The 19,783-nt window shown below is 45.3% G+C and carries 18 protein-coding genes; 1 reads left to right on the forward strand and 17 read right to left on the reverse strand.

Annotated elements, in window-relative coordinates:
* Positions 1 to 126: 126 nt before the first annotated feature.
* The 12 genes from araA to hrcA form a co-directional block, all read right to left on the reverse strand.
* Positions 127 to 1,617 carry an L-arabinose isomerase gene (gene araA, locus GJB61_RS22350; protein WP_154121244.1) on the reverse strand — a complete coding sequence of 497 codons (1,491 nt, stop codon included), beginning with the start codon at positions 1,615 to 1,617 and terminating at the stop codon, positions 127 to 129.
* 20 nt (positions 1,618 to 1,637) lie between these two features.
* Positions 1,638 to 3,311 carry a ribulokinase gene (locus tag GJB61_RS22355; protein ID WP_154121245.1) on the reverse strand — a complete coding sequence of 558 codons (1,674 nt, stop codon included), beginning with the start codon at positions 3,309 to 3,311 and terminating at the stop codon, positions 1,638 to 1,640.
* A 27-nt stretch (positions 3,312 to 3,338) separates the two neighbouring features.
* Entirely contained in the window at positions 3,339 to 4,028 is a 690-nt protein-coding gene (araD, locus tag GJB61_RS22360; RefSeq protein WP_154121246.1) for an L-ribulose-5-phosphate 4-epimerase, read from the reverse strand.
* A 185-nt stretch (positions 4,029 to 4,213) separates the two neighbouring features.
* Complete coding sequence (locus GJB61_RS22365) at positions 4,214 to 4,942, reverse strand: NPCBM/NEW2 domain-containing protein (protein WP_154121247.1); 729 nt, start codon at positions 4,940 to 4,942, stop codon at positions 4,214 to 4,216.
* Positions 4,943 to 5,114: 172 nt separating this feature from the next.
* Positions 5,115 to 6,218, reverse strand: a complete 1,104-nt coding sequence (locus GJB61_RS22370) for a GntR family transcriptional regulator (protein ID WP_154121248.1) — start codon at positions 6,216 to 6,218, stop codon at positions 5,115 to 5,117.
* 75 nt (positions 6,219 to 6,293) lie between these two features.
* Complete coding sequence (locus GJB61_RS22375; protein ID WP_154121249.1) at positions 6,294 to 6,668, reverse strand: hypothetical protein; 375 nt, start codon at positions 6,666 to 6,668, stop codon at positions 6,294 to 6,296.
* Between the two features lie 152 nt (positions 6,669 to 6,820).
* A complete protein-coding gene (locus tag GJB61_RS22380) occupies positions 6,821 to 7,000 on the reverse strand; it encodes a YfhD family protein (protein WP_154121250.1) in 180 nt (59 codons plus the stop codon).
* 45 nt (positions 7,001 to 7,045) lie between these two features.
* A complete protein-coding gene (locus tag GJB61_RS22385; RefSeq protein WP_154121354.1) occupies positions 7,046 to 7,405 on the reverse strand; it encodes a hypothetical protein in 360 nt (119 codons plus the stop codon).
* A 192-nt stretch (positions 7,406 to 7,597) separates the two neighbouring features.
* Entirely contained in the window at positions 7,598 to 8,719 is a 1,122-nt protein-coding gene (gene dnaJ, locus GJB61_RS22390; protein WP_338116027.1) for a molecular chaperone DnaJ, read from the reverse strand.
* Positions 8,720 to 8,899: 180 nt separating this feature from the next.
* Complete coding sequence (gene dnaK, locus GJB61_RS22395) at positions 8,900 to 10,738, reverse strand: molecular chaperone DnaK (RefSeq protein WP_338116028.1); 1,839 nt, start codon at positions 10,736 to 10,738, stop codon at positions 8,900 to 8,902.
* A gap of 169 nt (positions 10,739 to 10,907) precedes the next feature.
* Positions 10,908 to 11,498, reverse strand: a complete 591-nt coding sequence (gene grpE / locus GJB61_RS22400) for a nucleotide exchange factor GrpE (protein ID WP_154121253.1) — start codon at positions 11,496 to 11,498, stop codon at positions 10,908 to 10,910.
* Positions 11,499 to 11,535: 37 nt separating this feature from the next.
* Positions 11,536 to 12,567: a heat-inducible transcriptional repressor HrcA gene (gene hrcA / locus GJB61_RS22405; protein WP_154121254.1), complete on the reverse strand. Its 1,032-nt coding sequence runs from the start codon at positions 12,565 to 12,567 to the stop codon at positions 11,536 to 11,538.
* Positions 12,568 to 12,965: 398 nt separating this feature from the next.
* Between hrcA and GJB61_RS22410 the strand changes: the two genes are divergently transcribed.
* On the forward strand, positions 12,966 to 13,628 hold the full coding sequence (locus GJB61_RS22410) for a GntR family transcriptional regulator (RefSeq protein ID WP_154121255.1): 663 nt from the start codon (positions 12,966 to 12,968) through the stop codon (positions 13,626 to 13,628).
* Between the two features lie 77 nt (positions 13,629 to 13,705).
* Here the strand turns inward: GJB61_RS22410 and uxuA are convergent, their stop codons facing one another.
* The 5 genes from uxuA to hemW all read right to left on the reverse strand — a co-directional run bounded on the left by uxuA (position 13,706) and on the right by hemW (position 19,782).
* Positions 13,706 to 14,785, reverse strand: a complete 1,080-nt coding sequence (gene uxuA / locus GJB61_RS22415; protein WP_338116029.1) for a mannonate dehydratase — start codon at positions 14,783 to 14,785, stop codon at positions 13,706 to 13,708.
* Positions 14,786 to 14,818: 33 nt separating this feature from the next.
* The gene (locus tag GJB61_RS22420) at positions 14,819 to 16,315 is read right to left on the reverse strand and encodes an MFS transporter (protein ID WP_154121256.1); all 1,497 of its coding nucleotides are present in this window, start codon (positions 16,313 to 16,315) and stop codon (positions 14,819 to 14,821) included.
* Between the two features lie 49 nt (positions 16,316 to 16,364).
* Entirely contained in the window at positions 16,365 to 17,768 is a 1,404-nt protein-coding gene (gene uxaC, locus GJB61_RS22425; protein WP_154121257.1) for a glucuronate isomerase, read from the reverse strand.
* 255 nt (positions 17,769 to 18,023) lie between these two features.
* Complete coding sequence (locus GJB61_RS22430; RefSeq protein WP_154121356.1) at positions 18,024 to 18,515, reverse strand: N-acetyltransferase; 492 nt, start codon at positions 18,513 to 18,515, stop codon at positions 18,024 to 18,026.
* 94 nt (positions 18,516 to 18,609) lie between these two features.
* A complete protein-coding gene (gene hemW / locus GJB61_RS22435; protein ID WP_154121258.1) occupies positions 18,610 to 19,782 on the reverse strand; it encodes a radical SAM family heme chaperone HemW in 1,173 nt (390 codons plus the stop codon).
* Between the last annotated feature and the right edge of the window lies 1 nt (position 19,783).

A 19,783-nucleotide genomic window follows, 5' to 3' on the forward strand; every position in this document is an offset into this window, starting at 1 on the left:
CTTTTGCAAACTCTCTACTTTATTATTTGTCGGAACCTTATTTACTCCATTATAAAGCAAGAAACGGCTGTACCCTACTCCGTGAAGAGTAAGGCACCCGTTTCTGAGTGTTATTTATTCATGAAATTATAGAAGCTTCCAAGCGATATCATTCAGGCGCAACTCACTGCGGAAGGCCCGTGTATTCGTATCTTTATCAATAACCACACACTCAATGCCAACCATTTCAGCAAAATCAAGCAACTGCTCCGTAGTAACTACATAGGAGAATCCGGTATGATGCGCGCCACCAGCCAGAATCCAGGCTTCTACGCCCGCTTTGAGACTTGGCTGTACTTTCCATAGCACACGGGCAACCGGCAGATTCGGCATAGCTTCGATAGGCTCTACCGCTACTACTTCATTGACGAGCAAGCGGAATCGGTTGCCGAGGTCAATAATGGATGCATTCAATGCGTCACCGGAACGACCGTTGAAGACCATGCGGGCCGGATCTTCCTTACCGCCGATACCGAGTGGATGCACTTCAAGCTTTGGTTTGTCAATGGCGATTGTCGGGCATACCTCCAGCATGTGCGAGCCAAGTACAAGCTCGTTAGCCGGATCCAGATGATAAGTATAATCTTCCATAAAAGAAGTGCCCTTATTGCCGGCAATGATCTTCATCAGGCGGACAAGTGCAGCTGTCTTCCAGTCGCCTTCACCAGCGAAGCCATAGCCTTGCTCCATCAAGCGTTGCACGGCAAGACCCGGAAGCTGCTTCAGCCCGTGCAAGTCTTCAAAAGTAGTAATGAAAGCTGTATACCCACCTTCTTCAAGGAAGGATTTCAGGCCAAGCTCGATGCGGGCCTGATAACGGATCGACTCACGAACAGCACCCTCTTGATCGCCGCCTTGGGCAAAATCATAAGCTTCAGCATATTCAGCCATCAGTTCGTCCAGCTGTGCTTCAGTTACAGCGTCAACACGTTCTACCAGATCACCTACGCCATATCCATCTACCGTCCAACCAAGCTTGATTTGCGCTTCGACCTTATCTCCTTCGGTTACGGCAACGGAACGCATGTTATCTCCGAATCTAGCAACCTTAAGACATTGGCTCTCATTAAAGGCTGCTGCTGTATTCATCCAGCTGCCGATCCGTGCTCTAACTTCGTTATCTTCCCAATACCCTACTACAACCTTACGGGCGATGCCCATCCGGGCACCGATGAATCCATATTCACGGTCACCATGCGCAGATTGGTTGGTATTCATGAAATCCATGTCGATGGAATCCCATGGAATATCACGGTTGAACTGAGTAGCCAGATGCAGCAAAGGCTTGCGCAACTGAGACAGGCCGGAAATCCACATTTTGGCCGGAGAGAAGGTATGCATCCAAGTAATAATACCAGCACAAGCCTCGTCACTGTTGGCTGCAATCGCCATTTTGCGAATTTCATCAGCAGTCGTTAGCACAGGCTTGAAAATAATCTCAAAAGGTATGACACCATCAGTATTCAAACCTGCTGTAATCTGGCTGGAGTGATCATTAACCTCTTGAATAGTTTCGGGACCATACAAATGCTGGCTGCCGGTTACGAACCAAAATTGATAAGGTTTAATAGTTAACATGTATAATTTCCTCCTAAAATTTATTCAGTAACTTCTTCTTTAATGGCTTTCAGGTGCTTCATGACGTTGTTCTCGCCACGGCCGAAGTAATCATGCAATTTGGAATATTCTTGGAACAGCAGCTCATAGATAGCTACATTCTCCGGAATTGGTAGATAGGAATCTTCACGTACACGAGCCATCTTCTCAGCCGCTTCCACAATTGAATCGTATCCGCCCTTGTCTGCTCCTGCTGCAACTGCGCCGAACATAGCCGCACCGAGGGCTGGTGTCTGCTTGGAAGCCGCTACCTTAATTTCACGGTTCGTCACATCGGCATAGATTTGCATAAGCAGCCGGTTCTTCTGAGGAAGTCCACCGCAAGCATACAAAACGTCTACAGCTACTCCATTTCCGTGGAAAGCATCGACAATCTTACGAGTCCCGAAGGCTGTTGCTTCTAATAATGTACGGTAAATTTCTTCTGGCTTCGTCAGCAGCGTGCAGCCGAGCAGCAGACCTGTAAGATTAGTATCTACAAGCACAGAGCGGTTACCGTTCCACCAGTCAAGCGCCAACAGTCCAGTTTGACCTGGCTTATAGGCGGCTGCACGTGTCTCCAACCATTCGTGCACATTCACATTCTCAAGCGCTGCTGCTTCTTTTACGTAAGCCGGAACGGCTTCTTCTACATACCATTCGAAAATATCGCCAACGGCCGATTGCCCTGCTTCATAGCCGAAATAACCTGGAATAATACCGTCTTCAACCACGCCACACATGCCTTCAACCTCTTGTTCAGTCTCGCCCAGCAACATATGACAGATTGACGTTCCCATGGCCATAACAAGTTTGCCTGGGGTAACTACGCCTACTGCGGGTACAGCAGCATGTGCATCTACGTTGCCAACAGCGACTGCCGTGCCAGCAATAAGACCGGTCAGCTGTGCCATTTCCGCTGTCAATTCTCCAGCCTTCGTTCCCAGCGGAACGATATCTCCGCGCAGCTTAGTAGTCGTTAAATTCTCCAAACGGGGGTCTAGCGCCTTGAAAAATTCCTTATCCGGGTATCCATCCGCTTTATGCCAGATAGCTTTATAGCCCGCCGTACAGCTATTGCGGACAATATTTCCGGTCATTTGCGAAATCACCCAGTCTGTTGCTTCGAGGAATTGGTCAGCCGCTTCATAAATCTCCGGTGCTTCATTCAGAATCTGCCATACCTTAGCCATCATCCATTCGGAGGAAATCTTGCCGCCGTAACGAGGCAGCCATTTCTCTCCACGTTCTGCGGCAATACGGTTGATCTCATTAGCTTCGTCCTGCGCCGCATGATGCTTCCACAGCTTCGTCCAGCTATGCGGATTCTCAGAATATTCAGGAAGCAGGCAAAGCGGCTGCCCTTGTTCATTTACCGGAAGCATCGTACACGCAGTAAAATCAATACCGACCCCTACAACATCTGCCGGATCAATGCCGGACTGACGGATCACCTCAGGTACAGAACGTTTCAGTACTTCAATGTAGTCTGCCGGATGCTGGAGAGCCCAGTCATAATCCAGCTTCTTGCCTGTTACAGGCAAAATCTCATCAATGACGTGATGCGGATAAGGCGTCACATGATCTGCGACCTCCGTGCCATCGGCCAGATCTACCAGCACGGCGCGTCCGGATTGTGTTCCGTAATCGACACCTATAGCATATTTTTTACTCATGTACGAATTCTCCTTTATATATAGTAATTAGCTTTGTCCATAATAAGCATTCGCTCCATGCTTGCGCAGAAAGTGGCGGTCCAATAAATGTTGGCTCATCGGCTGCAGGTTCGGATTCAATTGATAGCTTTGGGTCGCCATCTTTGCGACCTCCTCCAGTACAACTGCGTTATGAACCGCATTATGGGCATCCTTGCCCCAGTTAAAGGGAGCATGACAATGCACGAGCACACCCGGAATTCGATCCGGGTCCAGATCCTTGAATGTTTCAATGATGACATTGCCTGTCTCCAACTCATAAGCGCCTTTAATTTCTTCCTCTGTCATGGCACGAGTACAAGGAATCTCTCCGTAATAATAATCAGCATGGGTCGTTCCCAGTGCAGGAATACCTCTGCCCGCCTGTGCCCAGCCTGTCGCCCAAGGTGAATGCGTATGGACAATGCCTCCAATATTCGGAAAAGCTTTGTATAACGCTAAATGAGTAGCTGTATCAGAAGAAGGTCTGTAACTGCCTTCTACAATATTGCCCTCCAGATCAAGCACAACCATATCGTCCAGACGCAGCTTGTCGTATTCCACACCACTCGGTTTAATAACTACCAAACCCTGTTCCCGGTCAATACCACTGACATTTCCCCATGTAAACGTTACCAAATTGTATCTGGGCAGATCAAGATTTGCCTCTAATACCTCTTGCTTTAATTGCTCCAACATTCGTAATCCTCCCTATTATCTTAGGTTTGATCATTCCTACTTTGCCCTCTCATTATACACTTGTACGTACAATTAATCTATAGTTATTTGATGTGAAGTAGCAAAGGTACATACAAATAAGAGCCCTTGCCAGAAAAAGAAGGCAGGAGCTCTTTTTATAATCTATTGATTTGATTTATACAGACTTATTGAATCAGTTTCGCTTCACCAAAAACTAGATCAAGCTGCTTACCTTCATCCTGAGTTGCTTCAAATTTAATTTCTAGTTTCAGAATACCATTTACATCTACATCAACTTTCACAGGAACGTCTCCGCCACGAATTTCTTCTTTTCGAAAAAGCTCTTGTCCATCTCCTAATATGATGAAAGTGCCAGTATTATCTGAATTCTTAGTATAATCGTCTACTCCAATGAAACCTGTCAGTTTCTTATATTTACTATTGAGATTATAGTCAACAGATATTATATTCTCATCCGAAGTATAGTAGTTGCTATCTAAGACTGCACCTATTCCATGCAAGTATTGTTGGTCTGCGATGTGAAACTTTAATCCATCTGGATTTGTCCAGTTTTTGAAGTATAAACTATCTTTCTGCTTACCATCAATTCTAGCATAACTAACCTCATCCAAATATTTGAAAATACCTTGTTTCTGACCAATCCATGCTGTTTTGGTGCTACCGTCATATGTAAAACTTTCTCCTACACCTTGTGCTATGTTTTTTGCTGGTGCATACAATTGACCGTTATAAATAATAGCCTGTGAAGTTTGCTTATGCACACCATCAAACATAAATTTAACATTTTCCAACACAACATTCAGCTTTGAACTTGTTGCGGCAAATGCTGAGGTCCCCGTTATCATTGTGCCTATTACTATTCCAAAAACCAAACCTTTTGCCTTATCTTTCATAATCCACAAACACTCCCCATATGTACTTATTCTATTTCTAGAATACTTATTCTATATATTCAACAATATCCCTCGTCTGTCACATAATATTCTTTTTAATCTATATTTAAGCGTCTGAATGTTAAAAAGCCCACACTTTCTGTGTGGACTTCATCATCGTGACTTTCATCTATTATACTTTGGAGTTTCTCGGTGCTTGGGTCGAGTTCCGCAGAATAATCTCCGGCTTATAAATAACATCCTTCGGAGCATCTGCCGTTCTTTTCTCCATCATATCGATCAGCATATCTGCGGCCCGCACGCCCATCTCCAGCTTCGGGTGACTCAGAGTAGTCAGCTTCACCTCGGTCGCTGTCGCCAGCGTCGAGTCATCGAACCCAATAATGGACAGATCTTCAGGTACGCTGAGGCCAGTCTGCCGCGCCGCTTCCAATAGCAGAACTGCCAATTCATCATTGTAGCAGACAAATGCAGTAGGCCGCATTTGGCGCTGCAACATTTGGAGCGCCGCTTCATAAGGCACCGTCAGCTTTTGCTCTGTCGTATAGTGGGTTACAGTATCTTGTCCCAAAGGAAGACGGTATTTATGGAACGCCCTAGTAAATCCCTTTAGCCGATTGGCTCCCTGCAAATCATCTGTCTTGAAGAACCCGGCAATCTCCTTATGTCCCAGCTGTATAAGATGCTCGGCCGCCATAAATCCTCCGGCTTCATCGTCCAGCTTCAGGCAGGGACAATGCAGCTCTGGATAGCGCTCATTAATCATAATGAATGGAATCCGATGAATTTCCAGTGACAGGAATAACTGCAAATTGGGGTTGCCCTGTGCACTTTTGGTCGGTTCGATTATAAGCCCCTTGAATGGCTGGCTTAACATCATTTCTAAGTTCTCGCGTTCTTTATTCTTATCATTGTCCGTACTGGAGAGCATCATGCTATATCCGCCTTCGCGCAGCCGTGCTTCTGCTCCACGTACAATATGCGGAAAGATGTAATCGGAAATATGGGTGGTCATCATCCCAATCATGTTGCTCTGCTGCAGTGAACGCGTATCCTGGCGGGCAACAAAGGTTCCTTTTCCTTGCAGGCGATACAACCAGCCTTCCTTCTCCAGTTGACCCAATGCCTGGCGTACGGTCTGTCTGCTCATACTGAACTGCCCAGCAATCTCATGCTCTGATGGCGTTTGATCATCCGGCTTCAGTCGTCCAGATTGAATCCAGGATAGTAATTCACCCTTTAACTGCATATATTTCGGTATCGGTTTATCGCCCATGGTACACCTCAGACTGCTCAAATAGAGTAATACAAGTTATTATAGCACAAGCCACTTGTATGTACATGTCAAACTTTATTTTTTTGAACCGTAGTCACCCATTTTAATTCCCCAGACCGAATCCTTCCGATGTGATGCAGCTTCCTGTAACTGAGGTAACCTGGCATCCTGCGGATAATGCCGTTCCAGATATAGAACAAAGGCTCGTCGCAGCCCGATTTCAAAATCCAGTTTGTTGTATTCGTTCGGATGCTTCTCCATTTCAGCCAGACCCGACTCCCAGCGGTTTAGATCAGCCGCTGATGATTGCTCATTGCCGACTTGTTCCGAAAGCTCCCGCAGCTCACGGTAAGCCCGCTTAACTCTGGAAGAATACATTTGCTTTTGATTCAGAAAGGTTAACAGTGCAATAACTAGTGCAAATCCACCCCATAATATAATTGTGTCCATATTGTCCCCCTTACATAGATCCTCGTATGTAAACTAATTATACATGCTGTACAAGTAGAAGCGAGAAATAGAAGGATAAGTTATAGTGTGAAAATTCTTATATTTGCGCAAAAACACCCCACATCAGTGGGGCATCCTTTGAACAATTCCTATTATTCTTTCTTTAATATCTCATGCAGCTGCCGTTTGTCCGCTTCTAGGGATCTTGCCTGTGCTTCAACATCCTCTTGGTCTGCTTCTGCTGCCGAGAATTCCACATCCTCATTCTTAGCTTCGTAGAGCATTTTAAGCTTTTCCGTTTTGGAGTAGATTTTAGAATTTTCTCTGTCCATATTGTAATTTCAGACTCCTTTCACCTATTTTATAAAAGTAATCCCTCAGATCATTCCACCAGCCTCTTCAATTAAACCTAACACTTGATCATAGGAATCCGAGTTCAATATAACGGTAAGCAAAATGTTCCTCCCTGTTGGCCCCCCATCGCCTCCATGGCTCATTCCACTGGCACTTGTATCTGCAGCAGCAAGTATGCCTGTGTGTGCTCTCTCAGCAGTCATGGAAGCCATACTGGCTATATTGCCAGTCACCGGGTTTACTCCCGATTTCAAACCAGTCTCCCCATATCTACTGAAGCGGTCAATCGATTGTTCAATTACCCGCAATGCCTGTAGCTTTCGTGAGACGCCCTCCGCTTCCTCCGGGCTCTTGAAATAGGCCAGTATATATCTCTCTGACATCATATCCCTGCTCTCGCTTAAAATTCAGACTTCTCCAGTTCAGCTTATATAGTTGCCTAATTATATTGTCATAATTAAAGTTGTTTTATGCTTGGCCAATATAAAAAAAGAAGCTGTCCCCAGCCATTCTTAATGGCTTGTGGGACAACCTCTAATTCATTTTATCGAAAGGGTCGGAAGATGGACAATAGATCAATCCCCGCGAAACGCACGTTTCACACGATCAAAGAAGGATTGCTCTTTGCCATGTGTGCTCTCACCATTATAAGATGCGAACTGACCAAGCAATTCTTTCTGCTCATCACTAAGCTTACTTGGGGTTACCACAATTACTCGAACATGCTGATCGCCTTGGCCTGTGCCGCGTAAACGCGGAACGCCTTTACCCTTGAGGCGGAAGAAGGTGCCTGTCTGCGTACCCGCAGGGATCTTTAGCTTAACCTTTTCCGTAAGGGTTGGGATCTCAATCTCGTCGCCAAGCGCGGCTTGAGCGAACGTAAGGGGTACCTCGCACAGGATATCATCATTCTCACGAACAAAGAAATCATGTGGTTTAACACGGATCACAATATATAAATCACCGGAAGGGCCGCCACGCACGCCGCCTTCACCTTCGCCAGTCATGCGCAGCTGCGCGCCATCATCAACTCCGGCAGGAATACGCACATGAATCTTGCGTTGCTTCTTGACCTTACCATTGCCGTTACAAGTCGTACATTTTTCCTTGATGATCTGACCCGTTCCCGAACAATGCGAGCAGGGACGACGATTGCGCATCTGTCCAAGCGGTGTATTCTGCACAAATTCTTGTTGACCGCTCCCCCGGCATACGGAACAGGTTTCCGGTTTAGTACCCGGCTTAGCCCCGGAACCGAAGCAGGTGTCACAGTTCTCTGTGCGCGGAATCGTAATATCGTTTTCTTTGCCGAATACCGCTTCCTTGAACTCAATGGTCATCGTATACTGCAAATCGCCACCACGCTGCGGTGCGTTCGGGTCACGACGTCCGCCGCCACCGAAGAACATGTCGAAGATGTCGCCTAAGCCGCCACCGAAATCACCGCCTCCGCCGCCACCAAAGCCACCTTGGTTCGGATCAGTGTGACCATACTGGTCATACCGGGCACGCTGCTGACCGTCACTCAGAATATCATAGGCTTCTTTTACTTCTTTAAACTTGGCCTCGGAATCGCTTGCTTTGTTCACGTCCGGATGATACTGACGCGCCAGCTTGCGGTACGCTTTCTTCACCTCATCGTCTGAAGCATCTCTTGCAAGGCCCAGTACTTCATAATAATCGCGTTTATCTGCCACTGCTTTCACCTCCATACATCAATACTAAGTTGATGCTTCTTAACATTATAAAAGGAAAGTCAAAACACGGGATGCCCCGGTCTTGACCTTCCCTTCTTGCAAAATATAAGAACTTATTAGTTCGGGCGCCTTCCTTGAACAGGACGGCGAGCCGTTTGTGCTTATACTATTCGTTTAAGGTTACCCTTGATTCTTCTCATCGTCAACAACCTCATAATCAGCATCTACTACATTGTCTTTCTTAGTAGTGCCTTCAGCGGCTTCTTCAGCGCCTTGTTCAGCTTGAGCGGCTTGTTCATACAGCTTTACAGACAACTGTTGGACGATTTCAGTCAGCGCTTCAGTAGCAGCTGTGATTTCTTCAATATTGTCGGTTTCTAGTGCGGCTTTGACTTTGTCTTTAGCTTCATTGGCTTTTTCGATCTCCGAAGCTTCAGCTTTGTCGCCAAGATCTTTGATCACTTTATCTGTTGAATACACGAGTTGGTCAGCACTGTTCTTCGCTTCTACCAGTTCCTTGCGCAGACGGTCTTCCTCAGCGTGAAGCTCGGCATCCTTCATCATTTGCTCAACTTCAGCGTCGCTCAGACCGCTTGAAGAAGTGATCGTGATCTTCTGACTCTTGTTCGTACCTTTATCTGTCGCCGATACATTAACGATACCATTGGCATCAATATCAAAGGTAACTTCAATCTGTGGTACGCCGCGTGGAGCCGGAGGAATATCACCCAGCATAAAGCGTCCCAGCGTCTTGTTGCCGTTCGCCATTTGGCGTTCACCTTGCAGTACATGAATCTCTACGCTTGGTTGGTTATCGGCAAAAGTAGAATATACCTGTGATTTGCTTGTAGGAATCGTTGTATTGCGTTCAATCATCTTCGTAAATACGCCGCCCGCAGTTTCGATACCCAGGGAGAGTGGAGTTACGTCGAGCAATACTACGTCTTTAACATCACCAGTCAATACACCCGCTTGAATAGCAGCACCAAGTGCTACCACTTCATCCGGATTCACACCTTTATGCGGTTCTTTGCCTGTAAGCTTCTTAATAGCATCCTGTACAGCTGGAATACGTGTAGAACCACCTACAAGTACGATTCTGGTCAGATCCGCTGGAGTCATGCCAGCATCCGTAAGCGCTTGGCGAGTAGGTCCCAAAGTACGTTCAACCAGAGCTGAAGTCAATTCATCAAATTTCGCACGAGTAATGTTAAGCTCCAAATGCTGCGGCACTCCGTCAACAACAGTGATAAACGGAAGTGAAACTGTAGTTGATAGTACGCCAGATAGTTCCTTCTTAGCTTTCTCAGCTGCATCTTTCAGACGCTGCACAGCCGATTTATCCTTGCTAAGGTCAATGCCTTGCTCTTTCTTAAATTCGGATACCAGGTAATCGACAATGATTTGGTCAAAGTCATCGCCGCCCAGACGGTTGTCACCGCTAGTAGCTTTTACTTCGAAGAAACCGTCGCCGAGTTCAAGGATAGATACGTCGAACGTACCGCCACCAAGGTCGTAGACAAGGATAGTCTGATCTTCGGATTTCTCCAAACCATAAGCCAAAGCCGCTGCTGTTGGTTCGTTCACAATACGCAGAACTTCAAGACCAGCGATTTTACCGGCATCCTTAGTGGCTTGACGCTGGCTATCGTTAAAATAAGCAGGAACTGTAATAACCGCTTGAGTTACTGTTTGGCCAAGATAAGCTTCAGCATCGGATTTCAGCTTTTGGAGAATCATTGCTGAAATTTCTTGTGGAGAGTAATCTTTACCATCGATAGTTTCTTTGTGGTTAGTACCAATATGGCGTTTGATCGAACTGATCGTACGATCAGGGTTCGTAATAGCCTGACGTTTAGCTGTTTCACCGACGATACGTTCGCCGTCTTTCTTGAAGCCTACAACCGAAGGGGTTGTACGTGCGCCTTCTGGATTTGGAATAACGACTGCTTCGCCGCCTTCCATAACTGCAACGCAAGAGTTGGTGGTTCCTAAGTCAATACCGATAACTTTACTCACTATAATGTGCCTCCTCAAAATTATATGGAGCTTTAGCTCCTAAATAGTATCTAGTGTCATACGTTTAATTGTCCAAGCACCTGTGCATAACCATACGACCGGATAATGTTTCCGGCGAAGGTCTTGCCGCTTCATGGCGGGCAGTGACTGCCCGTCCTATATAGACAGACTACATGCTGACTTTGACCATGGCGGGACGAAGGATCTTATCTTTCAGGAGATAGCCCTTCTGGACCTCTTCCGTCACGATACCTTCTTCGTGTTCCTCGCTCTCGACCTGCATGATAGCCTGATGATATTCAGGATTAAAAGGCTGTCCTACCGTTTCCATAGCCGTAAGCCCTTCAGCTTTCAATACCCCATCCAACTGACGGAATATCATATTCACACCTTTTGTAAAAGCCTCAAATTCAGGGTTAGCCGGAGCCGTGACCAGTGCACGTTCAAAGTTGTCCAGAACTGTAAGCAATTCTGTTACGAGCTTCGAGGTAGCATACTTGGAGAACTCTTCCTTCTCCTTCAAGGTACGACGGCGGAAATTGTCAAAATCAGCCTGCACACGCAGCGCGCGCCCCTGATATTCATCAGCCAGCTCCTGTAGACGCTGGATCTCTCCACCGGTGCCTGAAGCCTCTTCATTAGCTTCTTCTGCGGTAAATGAGTCGGCCTCCAAGACCGCTTCATCAGCATCAGCTGTGAGCTCCTCATTTATAACCTGATCTTTAATTTCATTAGAATCTTGAACTTGTTCCTCTTTCAAGTTGTCTTCACCTCCTTATAATCAATCACGACTCTGTTCACTTATACCAGTGTGCCAGCATCGCTGTCAAATCTCGGGACAAAATGCCCAGGATACCCATTACCCGCGCGTATTCCATCCGGGTCGGGCCCAGGATGCCGATACTTCCAAGCGCCTGTCCGTCCAGTGAATAAGTGGCAGTAATAAGACTGCAATTGGCGAACGCCACGTGATTATTCTCTGTTCCTATGCGGACCTGAATACCGGTCCCACCTAATTCTGGAGCCATCATCTTAAGCAGGGTAGGCGTCTCTTCCAGTAGATCAAGAATAGTCTTCACCTTGTCGACATCTTTGAATTCCGGCTGATTCAGCATATTCGTTGCTCCGCTGAGGTAAATACGCTGCTCCTGATCGCTTTCCAGCGCAGTGTCCAGCACTTGCATTAATTCTTCATAATGAGAAATGTGACGCTGCATCTCCTCGCCAATCTCCGAATAGAGTCGGGTCTTCAGCTTATAGAGCGGTACATTCACCAACTTGCTATTTAGCAGGTTAACCACTTTCTCCATCTCGGAAACAGAAACCTCTGGCGGAATATTTACGGTCCGGTTCTCGACTTGACCTGTGCTGGTAACGATAATTGCGACAGCGGTTCTATCATCCAGTGGGAGCAGCTGAAAATGGCGCAATGAAGTATGAAAAACCTCCGGTCCCAGCAGGATGGAAGTATAATTCGTCATATTTGATAGCACCAGTGCCGCATGCTGGATGACTTGCTCCATCGCGTTTAGCTTCTCGGCGAAAAAAGCGCGGATCGTGCCCATCTCTGCCGATTCGGCGGAATTCCACGGTACCAGATGATCCACATAATAACGGTACCCTTTATGAGATGGAATTCTTCCTGCCGATGTATGCGGCTGTTCGAGATATCCCAAATCCTCGAGATCAGCCATTTCGTTACGAATTGTAGCAGGACTGTAGCCTACATCCCCGCGTTTAGAAATGCTGCGCGAGCCTACTGGCTCAGCCGAGGAGATATAATCATCTACGATAGCATTCAGTATCATTCTCTGACGGTCTGTTAACATGTATTCCCTCCTATCGGCTGTGGCTCCGATTCGTTAGCACTCGAAGCAGATGAGTGCTAACCACTAATACAAAAATACCAAACTGACCTTGGCATTGTCAAGTCAGTTCATCATTTTGCGAACAGCTATTTCATCGCAGGCCTTAAAACGCGACATTACCGTTACTTTTCAAGTGTTTTTCATGGAATTTATCTAGGTTTGGTGATTTGTCTCTATAATGAAGAGTTTTTTTCAGGAAGATTAAGTGTCAGCTTCTTCACAGCACAATCCATACTATTTCTGTTATCATTAAGGATCTGATAAGACTTAGCAGACCCATAATTGACTAAAAATACTATGTGTGTTAGCCTGATTTAGCCCCTCTCAAACTTGTTTATTAATATATAAGGAGAGTACATATGCCTTCCTATACAAATAATCGCGATATTTTATACAGTGTGATCAAGAACAGAATCCTGACCATGGAGTACATACCTGGACAAAAGATTTCCGAGCTGGAGATCGCTCAACAAACCAACATCAGCAGAACACCTGTTAGAGAAGCCTTTCTGCGGTTGAGTGAAGAAGGATTGCTGCAGATTGTTCCCCAAAGCGGAACCTATGTTTCCAAAATTGATTTGAAAATGGCTGAAGAAGCCCGTTTTGTCAGACAAAATATTGAAAAAGTCATTGTTGCTAACAGTTGTAAACATATCACTCCTGAGCAAATTGCAAGTATTCAAGATATCATCGATCTGCAGGAATTTTACTCCAATAAGAATCAACCCGAGAAATTTTTCGATTTGGATGAGAAATTCCATTACGCCTTCTATAAGATCGAAAGCAAAGAAAACACCTGGAATTGGCTGCAATCCTTTAACGCTCACCTCAATCGATTCCGGTGGATCAGAAGCTCACTTGTCGAACTGGATTTGAAACTATTGATTGAGCACCATAATGAAATTCTCAATGTCGTTAAGCTTGGGGATGCCCAAAGAGCCGAAGATTTGATCTCCGAGCACTTGCATCTTATGGTAGACGAAAAAGATATCGTATTAAAAAAATATCCGGACTATTTTTAAAATACACCCCTTAGAACAGCATTGGACAACCTTTTGGGTTTATCCGCTGCAAACTAAGGGGTGTATTTTTGTGCTGTCTATTTAACTTGTGCCATTTTACCGATCGCTTCCCAGAGGCCGTTTAAGTAGGTTACTCCTAACGCTCGGTCGTACAATCCGTATCCAGGTCTGGCTTTCTCTCCCCAGATCATTCTTCCGTGGTCAGGCCGGATATAGCCGGTAAAACCAATATCATGATAAGCTTTCATGATCTCAAACAAGTCCAGAGAGCCGTCACAGGACAGATGTGAGGATTCGTCGAAGTCACCATTCTCGTGAATGTAGATATTGCGGACATGTGCAAAGTGAATTCTGCCCATCGCTCCGAACCGTCGGATCAACTTCGGAATGTCATTGGAAGGATTTGCTCCCAAGCAGCCCGAACATAAAGTCAATCCGTTATAAGGGCTGTCCACCAGTCCAACAATTCTTTCCAGATCCGCTTCGTTCTTAACGATACGCGGCAGGCCAAAGATAGGCCATGGCGGATCATCTGGATGAATGGCAAGTTTCACATCACACTCAATGCAAGTTGGAATAACGCCTTCCAAAAAATACTTCAGATTATCAAATAACGTATCTTCAGTAAGCCCTTCATATTTGCTAAACAGATCCTTCAGAGTTGCCATCCGTTCCGGCTCCCAGCCTGGCAAGGAGAAGCCATTCGCTGAACTTTTGAAGGTTTCCAGCATAGCTGTAGGATCGATTTTGTCGACAACCCCCTGTTCATAGGACAGGACGGTGGATTTGTCAGCCAGCTCTTTCGCCAGGTTCGTGCGGGTCCAGTCAAACACGGGCATAAAGTTGTAACAGATGACCTTGATCCCATACTGAGCCAGATTTCGGATGGTCTGACTATAATTTTCGATGTACTTATCCCGAGTCGGGAGGCCAATTTTGATGTCATCATGAATGTTGACACTTTCAATGATCTCAAGCTCCAGACCAGCATCCTCGACTTCTTTTTTCAACTTGGCAATTTTCTCTATGGGCCATACTTCTCCGACTGGTACATCAAACAAGGCTCCGACAATCCCCGTCATTCCGGGAATTTGGCGGATTTGTTCAAGCGTAACGCTATCATCAGTACTGCCGAACCAGCGAAACGTCATTTTCACAAAATATCACTCCTTTATTATTAATGTTGGTGATCAGCTTGGCCAGACATCCTCATAGCGGTAACCTGTCAAATTTTCGACTACAGCCTTAGTTTCCGGAGTAACATCCTTTTTGGAGCCATTGTTTTTCAAACGTTCGACTTCCGTCACCAGGATACCATGTGTTCTTTTATTCAGTTTGAAGGTCAAAGCGAACAGCAGGGCTAACAGCAGCAAGGAACCTGCTCCAATCAACAAGGTATTTGAAATAGTTGATATTGCTAGAGCGGATTGAACTGTTTCTCCTTTGACAAAACCGCTTTCCTGTAAGACAAGACCTACACAGAAGGTCGCAATAGCAACTGTAGTTTTTCTACCAAAAGTCATAACGGCTGCGAACAAGCCTTCACGTCTTTTTTTAGTAATCATCTCGTCAACGTCGGGAATGAACGGAAATACGTTCCATGGCGTAAACTCCAGTAAGCATCTGCCGATTTGGTAAAATGCCGCGAGAACAAACAGGATGGCAATCTTTGAGCTCGGATCAAACATATAGACGCTATAGAAACCTAAAATACAGATAAACATCGTCGTATAGGAGATTGCATACAATCTCGATGGACCAAATTTAATAATAGCCAATCCTGCGAGCAGGGTAACTGGCAAACCAATGATGCTTAAGGAAAGCAAGTCGGCTGCCCGGGACGATGAAATGTTCAGAGCGAATACACAGAAGAATACAAATAAGGTGTTGAATATATCCTTTGCCGTAAAAGACAGTAAATAAATAACTAAATGTTTGCGGAAAGCCTTGACTTTGAAAGTGGAGCCATAGTCTTTGAATAAGCCTCCAAGTGATTTTAATTGCTCGCCAAACGTTTTCTTTACTACTTTCTGCTCCATCTCTTCTATCATTGCTGGCGTCAGGTCTCTTTCCCAAGTTACTTTGTAGGAAATAAATACGCAGATCGCGAACAGAATAGCGAAGATCAAGCCGTTAAGAAAATAGGCATAAGCGTTGTCATCCCCGAAATAGGCGATCAATCGTCCTGGGATAAACGTGGCCAAGAACGTACCGAGTGCAGAGATAAACATACGGGCGGTAGATAGCTTAGTTCGTTCATTGAATTTTTTGGTCATTTCTGAAGGAAGCGTCTCCCACGGAATCAATACCATAGCCGCAATGATTTCAAACAAGAGATAACAGATCAGGTAGAACCAATAACTCATACCCGTTACCCATAGCAATGAGTACATCAGCATTAAGGGTGATCCGATCAGCAGAAAGAATTTTCTTCTGCCGAATTTTTTGCCTAACTTCGTTTTGTAGAAGTGATCGGTGATGGTGCCCATAAATAAACTTACGATGGCATCAACGATTCGCGCGATCGCTACTATCGATGCAGCCTTAACCGGAGACATTCCGACAAACGTTGTATAGTAGAATAGCAGCCAAGCTCCGATAATGGTGAAGGCACCCCCGCCCATCAAATCCGTTAATCCGTAACCGATACTGACTGGGATGGTTACTACTTTGTTCTTCTTCGACATTGTTAATTTCCTCCTAATGAATGATTACAAGGTAATGTGCTATATTTTCTTAGAATTTGAAAAAGGATTTGGCGTTGTTATAACTAATGTTCTCAATCAGCTTCTTTAGTAGCTCCTGATCATCCGGTATTTCTCCGTCTTCAACCCATTGGCCAACCAAATTGCAGAGAATACGACGGAAATACTCATGTCTTGTATAGGAGATGAAACTGCGTGAGTCGGTCAGCATTCCCACAAAATTCATTAACAGCCCTTGATCGGCCAAAGTAGTCAATTGCCGGATCATTCCCCGCTTGGTATCACTGAACCACCAGCCTGAGCCAAACTGAATGCTGGACTTGACCGAACCTGACTTCTGGAAATTCCCGATAGCCGAAGCAACAATATCGTTTACCCCTGGGTTTAGGTTGTACAGAATCGTTTTGGGAAGAGCGTCATTCTCCTCCATCGCGTTCAACAATTGATTCAGGTTTTCGGCGATATTGGGTTGGTCATAAATGGAATCATACCCTGTGTTGGCTCCAATCTTACGATACATGGCGGTATTATTACTGCGAATAGCTCCGAAATGAACTTGCATAGTCCAATTTCTTTTTTTGTAGGAACTGGCAAGGGACAAGATCACAGCTGTTGTAAATTTCACTTCTTCTTCTGTCGATAACGCGATTCCGCTCATTTTCTTCTGGAACATCGCTTCTTGCTCCACTTCACTTGATACCGAATACTCAATCTTCATTAAGCCGTGATCTGACAAACGACCACCTCTCTGATGAAAGTATTCCACTCGTTCATCAAGCGCACTCAGGAAGCTGTTGAAATTCTCTACTTTTTGGGAAGTGCATTTTTGTAGTTTTGTGACAAAATTCACAAGTACCTCTGCTGAAGGGTCCAAAGCTTCGTCCGGACGAAATGTCGGCAGTACCTTGGTCGAGAAATCCGCAACTTTTGAAATAGCTTCATGATATTCCAACGTATCACAGGGAGCATCCGTCGTGCAGATTACTTCCACGTTCGACTGTTCAATCAATCCTCTGGGTGTGAATTGTGGTTGTTTAAGCATTTCATTGCATTGATTCCACACTTTCTCCCAATTCGATCCATTCAATACTTCATTGATTCCGAAGTACTTCTTCAGTTCCAGATGGGTCCAATGATACAGCGGGTTGCCCACGCAGGATTCAACGGTTTCGGCCCAAGCTTTAAACTTCTCATCAGGGCTTGCATTACCTGTTATCTTCTCTTCAGGAACGCCATTGGCGCGCATTGCTCTCCATTTATAATGGTCTCCCGCCAGCCAAAGATCAGTAATTGTCGCAAAAGGTTTATTCTCGGCAATTTCTTTCGGGTCCAGATGGCAATGATAGTCGATAATAGGCTGCGGTTCCGCAAACTCATGATAGAGTTTTTTCGCCGTCTTATTGTTTAAAATAAAGTCATTTCCGATAAATTCCATGTTTTCATATCTCCTTTACCAATTTATAAGAGTAATCGATGAAAAGTTTAGATAGCGTTTTCAAAAGTGGTATATTAGTATATTATTATATATGATTAGCGTTTACAAGCTATAAATGTCGAAAGTTATGAATATTCTTCGACACTAATTATAAAATTAAATTTGAACATCAAAAAAAACCACTATCTACTAGACCATTTAATGTCTAAGTAGATAGTGGTTTTCTTATACAAAGTAACTTTGCGTAGTCCACAATTAGTTCAGTATTTTGAGCACAGCAATTTCATCGCAGGCGTTCTGCTTCTTACAGTTTATGCAATCGGTCCAGACTTTTTCAGGGAAAATCTCTTTCTCGACCACTGCGAATCCGTTTCTCAGGAAAAAATCGACGGCATAGGTGAGGGCCATGATTTTCGGAATTTTCTGGCGTCTGGCCTCTTCAACCAGCTTCACCAAAATTAAGGTGCCTATTCCTTTGCCTCTACCTTCGTCACTCAGGCCAATCGAACGAACCTCTACGAGATCATTCCCCAGTCTGAAGAGCGAACCGCAGCCCACAAACTTACCATTAATTTCAGCAACAACGAACTGATCGATCTGGCGCTCCAGAGCTTTGCGAGAACGGGGCAGCATGATACCGCGCTGAGCATATTCTTCTATCATCAGATACAGCGGTTCAACATCTTCCGCCTTGGCATTTCTACATATCACTTTTGCATCTCCATTAGAAGAAGAATGGCGGATCATTTCCGTTTTGGCAAGCACTCTGAATCACCCCTCTGTTTGATAATATGAATAAATATACAACAGAGTGAATTACAATTCAAGAGTTATTTTAAAATTAAACCTCTGTCAGAGCCCCGACAAATTCGCCAAATACATCATTTCCAAAAAGGACGCCTTGGTTGCTCAGTCGATAGATGCCCCCGACGTGCTCCAGTAAGCCCGCATGCACCATTTTATGCAATGATTTGGCGAACACATCCTCAAGCGTCTGTCCGAATTGCGCTTGGAACGCCGTATTAGACACCCCTTCACGAAGACGCAGGCCCACCATCATAAAATCCTCCATCGCCTCTAGCTGCGAAATGGGGAACGAATCAAGCTGTGGCAGCCCCTTACGGGTTGCTTCAATATAAGGATTGACTCCCTTAATGTTTACATGACGCTGCCGCTTAACATAACCATGCGCCCCTGCACCCAGACCATAATAGTCTTCATTGTGCCAGTACGTAATGTTATGACGGCTCTCCATCCCAGGCTTGGCAAAGTTGCTGATCTCATATTGATCGTAACCTGCTGCCTTCATCGAAGACATAAGAAGCAGATACATCTCCAACTCATCCTCTTCATTAGGAAGCGGGAGCTTATTCTTATTAAACATTGTATGAAAAAGTGTGTTCTCCTCTACCTTGAGGCTATATATCGAATAATGGGGCAGATCAAGCTCCAACGCTTTGCGTATGCTCTCGGCCAGCATAGCCACGGTCTGGTTCGGCAACCCAAACATGAGATCGATCGACAGGTTATGGAGTCCAGCCGCACGTGCATTCTCCAGGCTGCGATATACATCATCTACATCATGAATCCGCCCAATGCCGCTTAGCAGTTCATTCTGAAAGGCTTGAACACCGAAGCTCACCCGATTTACGCCGCCGTCTTTCATCACAGCCAGCTTATCAGGGTCGGTTGTCCCGGGATTGGCTTCCATCGAGAACTCTATATTGTCATCCCAATTCGGGAAGTGTGTTCGTATGGATTTCAGGAAGTAGGCCATTTCATCGGGCTTCAGCACCGTTGGCGTACCTCCACCTACAAAAATAGTCTTGATCACCCCAGGTGGAGTGTTCTGAACAGTCAGTTCCATCTCCCGGTCCAAGGCGCGCAGGTAATCCATAACCGGCTGATCCTTCAGGACATAGGAATTAAAATCACAATAAAAGCACTTATTCGTGCAAAAAGGGATATGAATATATACGGCCTCAGGGGGACGGCTGGTAGGTTGGGTTGTCATA

The sequence above is a fragment of the Paenibacillus monticola genome (genome assembly GCF_009664975.1).
GTDB classification, from domain to species: domain Bacteria; phylum Bacillota; class Bacilli; order Paenibacillales; family Paenibacillaceae; genus Paenibacillus_AQ; species Paenibacillus_AQ monticola.

What these genes read in the sequence shown, in the direction of transcription:
- GJB61_RS22370 (WP_154121248.1), bottom strand. Translation starts at nt 6,218, where the DNA reads ATGGGCGATAAACCGATACCGAAATATATGCAGTTAAAGGGTGAATTA.
- GJB61_RS22355 (WP_154121245.1), bottom strand. Translation starts at nt 3,311, where the DNA reads ATGAGTAAAAAATATGCTATAGGTGTCGATTACGGAACACAATCCGGA.
- GJB61_RS22380 (WP_154121250.1), bottom strand. Translation starts at nt 7,000, where the DNA reads ATGGACAGAGAAAATTCTAAAATCTACTCCAAAACGGAAAAGCTTAAA.
- GJB61_RS22385 (WP_154121354.1), bottom strand. Translation starts at nt 7,405, where the DNA reads ATGTCAGAGAGATATATACTGGCCTATTTCAAGAGCCCGGAGGAAGCG.
- GJB61_RS22410 (WP_154121255.1), top strand. Translation starts at nt 12,966, where the DNA reads ATGCCTTCCTATACAAATAATCGCGATATTTTATACAGTGTGATCAAG.
- GJB61_RS22430 (WP_154121356.1), bottom strand. Translation starts at nt 18,515, where the DNA reads ATGATCCGCCATTCTTCTTCTAATGGAGATGCAAAAGTGATATGTAGA.
- GJB61_RS22375 (WP_154121249.1), bottom strand. Translation starts at nt 6,668, where the DNA reads ATGGACACAATTATATTATGGGGTGGATTTGCACTAGTTATTGCACTG.
- GJB61_RS22420 (WP_154121256.1), bottom strand. Translation starts at nt 16,315, where the DNA reads ATGTCGAAGAAGAACAAAGTAGTAACCATCCCAGTCAGTATCGGTTAC.
- hrcA (WP_154121254.1), bottom strand. Translation starts at nt 12,567, where the DNA reads ATGTTAACAGACCGTCAGAGAATGATACTGAATGCTATCGTAGATGAT.
- araD (WP_154121246.1), bottom strand. Translation starts at nt 4,028, where the DNA reads ATGTTGGAGCAATTAAAGCAAGAGGTATTAGAGGCAAATCTTGATCTG.
- uxaC (WP_154121257.1), bottom strand. Translation starts at nt 17,768, where the DNA reads ATGGAATTTATCGGAAATGACTTTATTTTAAACAATAAGACGGCGAAA.
- araA (WP_154121244.1), bottom strand. Translation starts at nt 1,617, where the DNA reads ATGTTAACTATTAAACCTTATCAATTTTGGTTCGTAACCGGCAGCCAG.
- hemW (WP_154121258.1), bottom strand. Translation starts at nt 19,782, where the DNA reads ATGACAACCCAACCTACCAGCCGTCCCCCTGAGGCCGTATATATTCAT.
- GJB61_RS22365 (WP_154121247.1), bottom strand. Translation starts at nt 4,942, where the DNA reads ATGAAAGATAAGGCAAAAGGTTTGGTTTTTGGAATAGTAATAGGCACA.